This is a genomic window from Aeromonas sp. PS2Canimalfood6, assembly GCF_048276795.1.
Lineage (GTDB): Bacteria > Pseudomonadota > Gammaproteobacteria > Enterobacterales > Aeromonadaceae > Aeromonas > Aeromonas caviae.
This window is the reverse complement of sequence record NZ_JBLUXC010000026.1, coordinates 47,468-53,757: the sequence shown is the minus strand read 5'-3', so window position 1 is coordinate 53,757 and position 6,290 is coordinate 47,468. Positions and strand designations below refer to the sequence as shown.

General features: G+C 62.9%; 7 protein-coding genes and 1 pseudogene. 5 read left to right on the top strand and 3 right to left on the bottom strand.

Annotated features, from left to right (window positions below; all coding sequences use genetic code 11):
- Positions 1-71 (top strand): annotated as a pseudogene (locus ACNPAA_RS12250) (IS200/IS605 family transposase); the annotation flags it as partial.
- 288 nt (positions 72-359) lie between these two features.
- Here the strand turns inward: ACNPAA_RS12250 and ACNPAA_RS12245 are convergent.
- Positions 360-770, bottom strand: coding sequence for a CBS domain-containing protein (locus ACNPAA_RS12245; RefSeq protein WP_041212425.1), 411 nt, complete (start codon positions 768-770; stop codon positions 360-362).
- 147 nt (positions 771-917) lie between these two features.
- On the opposite strand from ACNPAA_RS12245, the gene ACNPAA_RS12240 reads away from it, so the two are divergent.
- Genes ACNPAA_RS12240 through ACNPAA_RS12230 form a run of 3 tightly spaced genes read left to right on the top strand, consistent with a single transcriptional unit; the run spans position 918 to position 4,130 of the window.
- Positions 918-2,828 carry an ABC transporter ATP-binding protein gene (locus tag ACNPAA_RS12240; RefSeq protein WP_102948407.1) on the top strand — a complete coding sequence of 637 codons (1,911 nt, stop codon included), beginning with the start codon at positions 918-920 and terminating at the stop codon, positions 2,826-2,828.
- On the top strand, positions 2,821-3,282 hold the full coding sequence (locus ACNPAA_RS12235; RefSeq protein WP_045525673.1) for a DUF2390 domain-containing protein: 462 nt from the start codon (positions 2,821-2,823) through the stop codon (positions 3,280-3,282). The genes ACNPAA_RS12240 and ACNPAA_RS12235 overlap by 8 nt, the downstream gene beginning before the upstream one ends.
- Positions 3,276-4,130, top strand: a complete 855-nt coding sequence (locus ACNPAA_RS12230; protein ID WP_279956269.1) for a 23S rRNA (adenine(2030)-N(6))-methyltransferase RlmJ — start codon at positions 3,276-3,278, stop codon at positions 4,128-4,130. The genes ACNPAA_RS12235 and ACNPAA_RS12230 overlap by 7 nt, the downstream gene beginning before the upstream one ends.
- A 50-nt stretch (positions 4,131-4,180) precedes the next feature.
- Here the strand turns inward: ACNPAA_RS12230 and ACNPAA_RS12225 are convergent, their stop codons facing one another.
- Positions 4,181-5,110, bottom strand: a complete 930-nt coding sequence (locus ACNPAA_RS12225; RefSeq protein WP_337984013.1) for a LysR family transcriptional regulator — start codon at positions 5,108-5,110, stop codon at positions 4,181-4,183.
- A 109-nt stretch (positions 5,111-5,219) separates the two neighbouring features.
- Here ACNPAA_RS12225 and ACNPAA_RS12220 point away from each other — a divergent pair, with 109 nt between their 5' ends.
- Positions 5,220-5,816 (top strand): FMN-dependent NADH-azoreductase, encoded by a 597-nt coding sequence (locus tag ACNPAA_RS12220; RefSeq protein WP_139737355.1) that lies wholly within the window; start codon positions 5,220-5,222, stop codon positions 5,814-5,816.
- Positions 5,817-5,914: 98 nt separating this feature from the next.
- Here ACNPAA_RS12220 and ACNPAA_RS12215 read toward each other — a convergent pair whose 3' ends face one another.
- The gene (locus ACNPAA_RS12215; RefSeq protein WP_302097690.1) at positions 5,915-6,121 is read right to left on the bottom strand and encodes a hypothetical protein; all 207 of its coding nucleotides are present in this window, start codon (positions 6,119-6,121) and stop codon (positions 5,915-5,917) included.
- Between the last annotated feature and the right edge of the window lie 169 nt (positions 6,122-6,290).

Below are 6,290 nucleotides of genomic sequence, written 5' to 3'. Positions count from 1 at the left end.
ACTTTGCGGGCTCTTGCGGCGGAGCACCGTTGGAGGTGATCAAGCAATACATTCAAAACCAGCGGGGCTGACGCCCCGGCGAAATTCCCCTCCCACCTACGTCGGAGGGAGTCCCCTTTCGTATTTAAGATGGGAACTGAAGCGGCGAACGATTAATTATAAAAGCGTCAATTCGAGCTGACGCCGCGACATATAGTGTCACATGAAATGACATCGATAGAATTTATGACCACAAAAATCACTTTTACAACATGAGTGAACTGAAATATTTGATTAATGCAGTTTAATGTTTCAGCAAAGCGAGAAGCAGGGAAGCCCTGCCGGGCGACACGGACTCCCCGCACACCTTCCCCGCCCCGTCAGACCGGCTGCCAGCCGCGCATGACCCTCAGCAGATCCTTCCAGCTCACTATGCCCACCAGAGCGCCGTTCTCCAGCACAGGCAGACAGGAGATCTGGTGCTCCAGCATGAGGCCGGCGGCCTCTTTCAGGGAGCGTTCGGGGGAGACGGTGATGGGTTCACGGCTCATGATCTGGTGGGCGCGCCGGTTGAGGGTCTCGGTGTCCCGGTTCATCTCGGCATCCGTGTCCAGATAGGGGCTGATGGCACGCAGCAGATCCCGGTCCGAGATGACCCCCACCAGCTTCTCTTCCTCCACCACCAGGAGGTGGCGGAAATGGGCCTGCTCGAAGATCTCCTTGATGACGCTCAGCCTGTCATCCATGGAAACGGTCGCAACCCGGGTCGTCATGATCTCTTTAATCAACATGGTCAGCCTCCTGCCCCCCAGATGTCTCTGTTATGACACGTTTTTCCGGCGGCAGCCATCCCCCCCGCCCTCAAGTGCAAATTTGTGTCATTTCACGTAAGATCCGCGCCAGTTTCTCTCCTTCAATCGAGCCAAGCAGACCCATCCATGATAGTTGCCAGTCAAATCGAACTGATCCGCGGCGGCCGCACGCTGCTGGACAACGCGTCCGCCACCATACACCCCGGCCACAAGGTGGGCCTGGTGGGCAAGAACGGCTGTGGCAAGTCCACCTTCTTTGCGCTGGTGCGGGGCGAGCTGGCCATCGACAACGGCAGCTTCAGCCTGCCCGCCGGCTGGCAGATTGCCGGCGTGGCCCAGGAGACCCCGGCGCTGGACTGCTCCGCCCTGGAATACGTGATCGACGGCGACAAGGAGTTCCGCGCCCTGGAGGCCGAGCTCGCCCGGGCCGAGGCGGATGACAACGGTCTGCTGGTGGCCGAGCTGCACGGCAAGCTCGATACCATAGGTGCCTACAGCATTCGCGCCCGCGCCGCCGAGCTGCTGCACGGTCTGGGTTTTGGCGGCGATCAGCTCGACTCGCCGGTCAGAAGCTTCTCCGGTGGCTGGCGCATGCGCCTGAACCTGGCCCAGGCGCTGCTCTGCCGCTCCGATCTGCTGCTGCTGGATGAACCGACCAACCACCTGGATCTCGACGCCGTCATCTGGCTGGAGAAGTGGCTCAAGGGCTATCAGGGCACGCTGGTGCTCATTTCTCACGACCGCGACTTCCTCGACTCCGTGGTGAATCGCATCATCCATATCGAGAACGGCAAACTCAACGAATACAGCGGCGGCTACTCCGACTTCGAACTGCAACGGGCCGAGCACCTGGCCCAGCAGCAGTCCATGTACGAGAAGCAGCAGCGAGAGATGGCCCACATGCAATCCTATGTGGACCGCTTCCGCTACAAGGCCTCCAAGGCCCGTCAGGCTCAGAGCCGCTTGAAGGCCATGGAGCGGATGGAGAAGATCCTGCCCGCCCACGCCGACTCCGAGTTCAGCTTCGAGTTTCGCGAGCCGTCGGCCCTGCCGACCCCGCTCATCGCCATGGAGAACCTCAGCGCCGGTTACGGTGACAAGGTGATCCTGGAGAAGATCAAGCTCAACCTGGTACCGGGCTCGCGCATCGGCCTGCTCGGTCGCAACGGCGCGGGCAAATCCACCTTCATCAAGATGCTGTCGGGCTCCAACCCGCCCCTCTCCGGCAAGCTGGAGGTGAGCGCCGGGGTGAGCATCGGCTACTTCGCCCAGCATCAGCTCGAGACCCTGCGCCTCGATGACAGCCCCCTCGATCACCTGGTGCGCCTCGCGCCGGACAAGACCGAGCAGGAGCTTCGCAACTACCTCGGCAGCTTCGGTTTTCACGGCGACAAGGTACTCGACAAGGTGGCCCCCTTCTCCGGCGGTGAGAAAGCGCGTCTGGTGCTGGCCCTCATCACCTGGCAAAAGCCCAACCTGCTGCTGCTGGATGAACCGACCAACCACCTGGATCTGGAGATGCGCCACGCCCTGACCATGGCCCTGCAAGGGTTCGAGGGGGCCATGGTGGTGGTCTCTCACGACCGTCACCTGCTGCGCACCACCACGGATGATTTCTATCTGGTCCACGGCGGCCGGGTCGAGCCCTTCGATGGGGATCTCGACGACTACCACAAGTGGCTCGGCGAGCAGGAGAAAGAGGCCAATGCCAAGCCGGCAGATGGCACCGTCTCCGCCAACTCGGCGGTGGCGCGCAAGGATCAGAAGCGCCTTGAGGCCCAGTTCCGGCAAGCGACCCGGCCGCTGCGCCAGAAGCTCGAGAAGCTCGAGGCCAGCATGGAGAAGCTGCAGGCCAAGCTGGCCGCGGTGGAAGAGCAGCTGGCCGATCCCGCCATCTATGAAGAGAGTGCCAAGGGCAAGCTCTCCGAGCTGCTCAAGTCCCAGGGCCCCCTCAAGGAGGAGCTGGAGCACGTCGAGCTGGAGTGGATGAGCCTCTCTGAAGAGCTGGAAACCATGGAGCAGGCCTTCTTTGCGTGATGAAGCCTTGATGGCCAGCGAGCGGGTCAGCCCCGACGCCCTGCCCACCCCTTCCGAGTTCTGGACATGGAGCACAGGCGCCTATGGCCAGCGCAGCCAGGACTGGCTCCACGTACAGAGCCAGGGGGGCAACGTCAACCTGGCGCTCCTGCTGCACCACCTCGACCTGCTCCGGATCCCGGTCGACCTCACGGACTTGCAACCGGCCCTGGTACAGACCGAGGCGGTGCTGCTCCCCTGGCGCACCCTGCGCCAGCAGGCCAAGTCACGGGTGGGGGCCGAGGAGTACCAGACCATGCTGGCCCACGAACTGGAGCTGGAGCGGCTGCAACAGGGGGTTTTGCTGCAGACCCTGCGCACCCTCGCCCTGTTTCGCGGCGACAGCCGCAACCTGTTTCACTATCTATCGTTACTGGGTGCCCAGCAGGGCCCCCTCAGAGATCTCATATGCTGAGCTACCGCCACGCCTTTCACGCCGGCAACCACGCCGACGTGCTCAAACACGCCGTCCAGGCCCTGATCATCGAGTCCCTCAAGAAGAAGGAAAAACCCTTCATCGTGCTGGACACCCATGCCGGTGGCGGTCTCTACGACCTGCGCGGCGACTGGTCCCAGAAGAAGGCGGAATACGCCGACGGGATCAAACGCCTGTGGGATGAGCGGGCCCAGTGGTCTGCCATGGCCCCCTATCTGGGTGTCATCGAGGAGATGAACAGCGATGGCCAGCTGCACTACTACCCCGGCTCGCCGGAGCTGTCACGCCGCCTTATCCGCGATCAGGACAAGCTGGCGCTGATGGAGCTGCACAACAACGAGGTGGAGGATCTTCGCGCCAACATGGGGTACGACCCCCGCGTCGCCGTCCACCATCGCGACGGCTTCGAGGGGCTGGTAGCCCTGCTGCCCCCCACCCCGCGCCGCGGCCTGGTGCTCATCGACCCCCCTTATGAGCTGAAGGAAGATTACTTCGCCGTGGTCGATACCCTTAAAAAAGCGCAAAAGCGCTGGGCCACCGGCATCTACGCCCTCTGGTATCCCATCCTCGGGCAAGAGGCGGACAAGTCCCGCGACATGCTCAAAGCGATCAAGCGGGAGAACTTCGGCAACGTCCTGGTAGCGGAGCTGGAAGTGGCCGGCCAGACCAGCGATTGGGGCATGAACGGCTCAGGCATGCTGATCATCAGCCCCCCCTGGATGCTGGACGAGCAGATCGAAGCCTTCTTGAAACCCCTGTGCGCCAAGCTGGCCCAGGGCGCCGGCGCCCAGTACAGGGTGGAGTGGCTGAACAAGGCCGAGGCCTGACCCTCGGAACCACAGAAAATGAAAAAGGGCCTGTCACAGCAGGCCCTTTTTCATTGGGGCTGATGACCCGGCTCGTTCACGCTGGCCAGCTGCTCGGGCAGGCGGCTCGCCAGCCAGTCGATGGCAAGCCGGGTCTTGAGGGGCAGATGCGGACCATGGGGCCAGAGGGCGTTGATGGGATAGCGCCGACCCGGCAATCGGGCCAGCAGCTCGCGCAGCTCGCCCCGCTCAAGGTGAGGCCGCACCAGCCAGGTCGGCAGCCAGGCGAGACCAAAGCCCGCGATGGCCGCCTGGGTGATGGCGTTGAGATCGTCCATCTGCAACCGCCCTCTGGGTTGAACCTCGCGCCATGCCTCGGCCTCCTGCCACCACCACGACAGCACCCGCCCCTGGCGCAGATAGGCGATGCACTCGTGCTCCGCTAACTCGGCCAGGGTCACAGGTTCCCCCCGCTCGGCCAGATAGGCGGGCGAGGCGCAGAGCGTCATGCCGTGCTCCCCGAGCCTGCGCGCCGCCAGATCCAGGCTGTCCGGCGGCTCTGCGTTGCGGATCACCAGATCCACCCCCTCCTCCACCAGATCCACCTTGCGATCGCTGAACGACAGCTCCAGGGCCAGCCCGGGATGCGCCTTCGCCAGTGCCAGCAAAATGGGGGCCACGCACTGCTGGCCGAACAGCACCGGCATGGAGACCTTCAATCTGCCGTTGAGGGTGAGCTTGTTGCTGGCCAGCGCCGCTTCCCCAAGACGCACCTCCTCCAGCGCCCGCAGGCAGTGGCGATAGAAGAGCGCCCCCTCCTCGGTCAGGCTCTGGCTGCGGGTGGTGCGATGAAACAGTTGCACGCCGAGACGCAGCTCCAGCCGCGCCACCCCCTTGCCCACCGCCGAGCGGGTGAGGTGAAGCCGCTCCGCCGCCTGGGCGAAGCTGCCCGCCTCCACCACGGTGGCGAAGAGATCGATGCCGTTGAGCGTGTTTGCCATCTATTGCATACCTTTTGGAACCAATATGGCGAAATACTATCAGTACTGCGGAAAAAAATGACTGGTAAGCTCCCTTCATTCTTCACACGTTTCAGATGGAGTTCCCCTCATGAGCCAGATCCTGCTGCTGCAATCCAGCCTCAACGGCCCCGCATCCCGCACCAACCAGTTGATGGAGCGCTTCCTGCAAACACGCCGGGAGCAGGGCCATCAGGACCAGGTGGTGGTGCGCGACCTGACCGCCCTCGACTTGCCCGTCCTCGACAGCCCGTTGTTTCACGCCCTGCGCGGGGCTGAACCGGCCAATGAGGCCATCCGGCAGGCGGTGGCGCTGTCGGATCGGCTGATTGCCGAACTCAAGGCCGCCGACCTGCTGCTGATCGGCGCCCCCATGTACAACCTCAATGTACCGACACCCCTCAAGAACTGGTTCGATCTGGTGGCACGGGCCGGGGTGACTTTCCGTTACACCGACACCTACCCCATGGGGCTGGTGGAGGGGGTCAACGCCCTGGTGTTCAGCAGCCGCGGCGGCGTGCATCAAGGACAGACGACAGATGCGGTCACCCCCTACCTCAAGTCCGTGCTCGGCCTGATGGGCATCCCGGTGGACTTCGTCTACGCAGAGGGGATGGATCTGCGCCCCCACGGGGCGGAGCAGGGAATGCGCGAGGCCCATGCTCGGATCGCTGACCTCGGCAGGTAGGGCCATCACCCGATCTTGCCCCTTCCAACCGGCCACCTGCTGCGCAGGACATTCCAAGTAAAAAAGCCCCGCAAGGGGCTTTCACGTGCAGGCAAACATCAGGTCCTGACGGGCATATCCCGCCACAGCGCCAGCACAAGCAAGGCCAGCAGGGCGACGGGCGGGAACAGACAAAGCAGCACGCACAGGAAGGTGACAAGCCCCGGGTGGCGGCTCTTGCGCCGGGCCAGTCGCCATGCCACCACGCCGACGACGATCATCAGCAGCAGCATGAAGAGAACAAACAGGTTGGAGTTGATGGTCATGAAAGCTCCTTTTTCATGGCAAAAGGCACACTCTAGCGCCGTTGCGGTCCCAGGCAACTCCCAATCTGGTGGTGTCTCCCCCCGTCGATAGGCATTTTCTATTTCGCCGATAGATGAGAATGGTTTTCATTTGATGGGGTTCTGGGTGATACTGCCTTCATCGCCAGAG

What these genes read in the sequence shown, in the direction of transcription:
- ACNPAA_RS12245 (WP_041212425.1), bottom strand. Translation starts at nt 770, where the DNA reads ATGTTGATTAAAGAGATCATGACGACCCGGGTTGCGACCGTTTCCATG.
- ACNPAA_RS12240 (WP_102948407.1), top strand. Translation starts at nt 918, where the DNA reads ATGATAGTTGCCAGTCAAATCGAACTGATCCGCGGCGGCCGCACGCTG.
- ACNPAA_RS12230 (WP_279956269.1), top strand. Translation starts at nt 3,276, where the DNA reads ATGCTGAGCTACCGCCACGCCTTTCACGCCGGCAACCACGCCGACGTG.
- ACNPAA_RS12225 (WP_337984013.1), bottom strand. Translation starts at nt 5,110, where the DNA reads ATGGCAAACACGCTCAACGGCATCGATCTCTTCGCCACCGTGGTGGAG.
- ACNPAA_RS12220 (WP_139737355.1), top strand. Translation starts at nt 5,220, where the DNA reads ATGAGCCAGATCCTGCTGCTGCAATCCAGCCTCAACGGCCCCGCATCC.
- ACNPAA_RS12215 (WP_302097690.1), bottom strand. Translation starts at nt 6,121, where the DNA reads ATGACCATCAACTCCAACCTGTTTGTTCTCTTCATGCTGCTGCTGATG.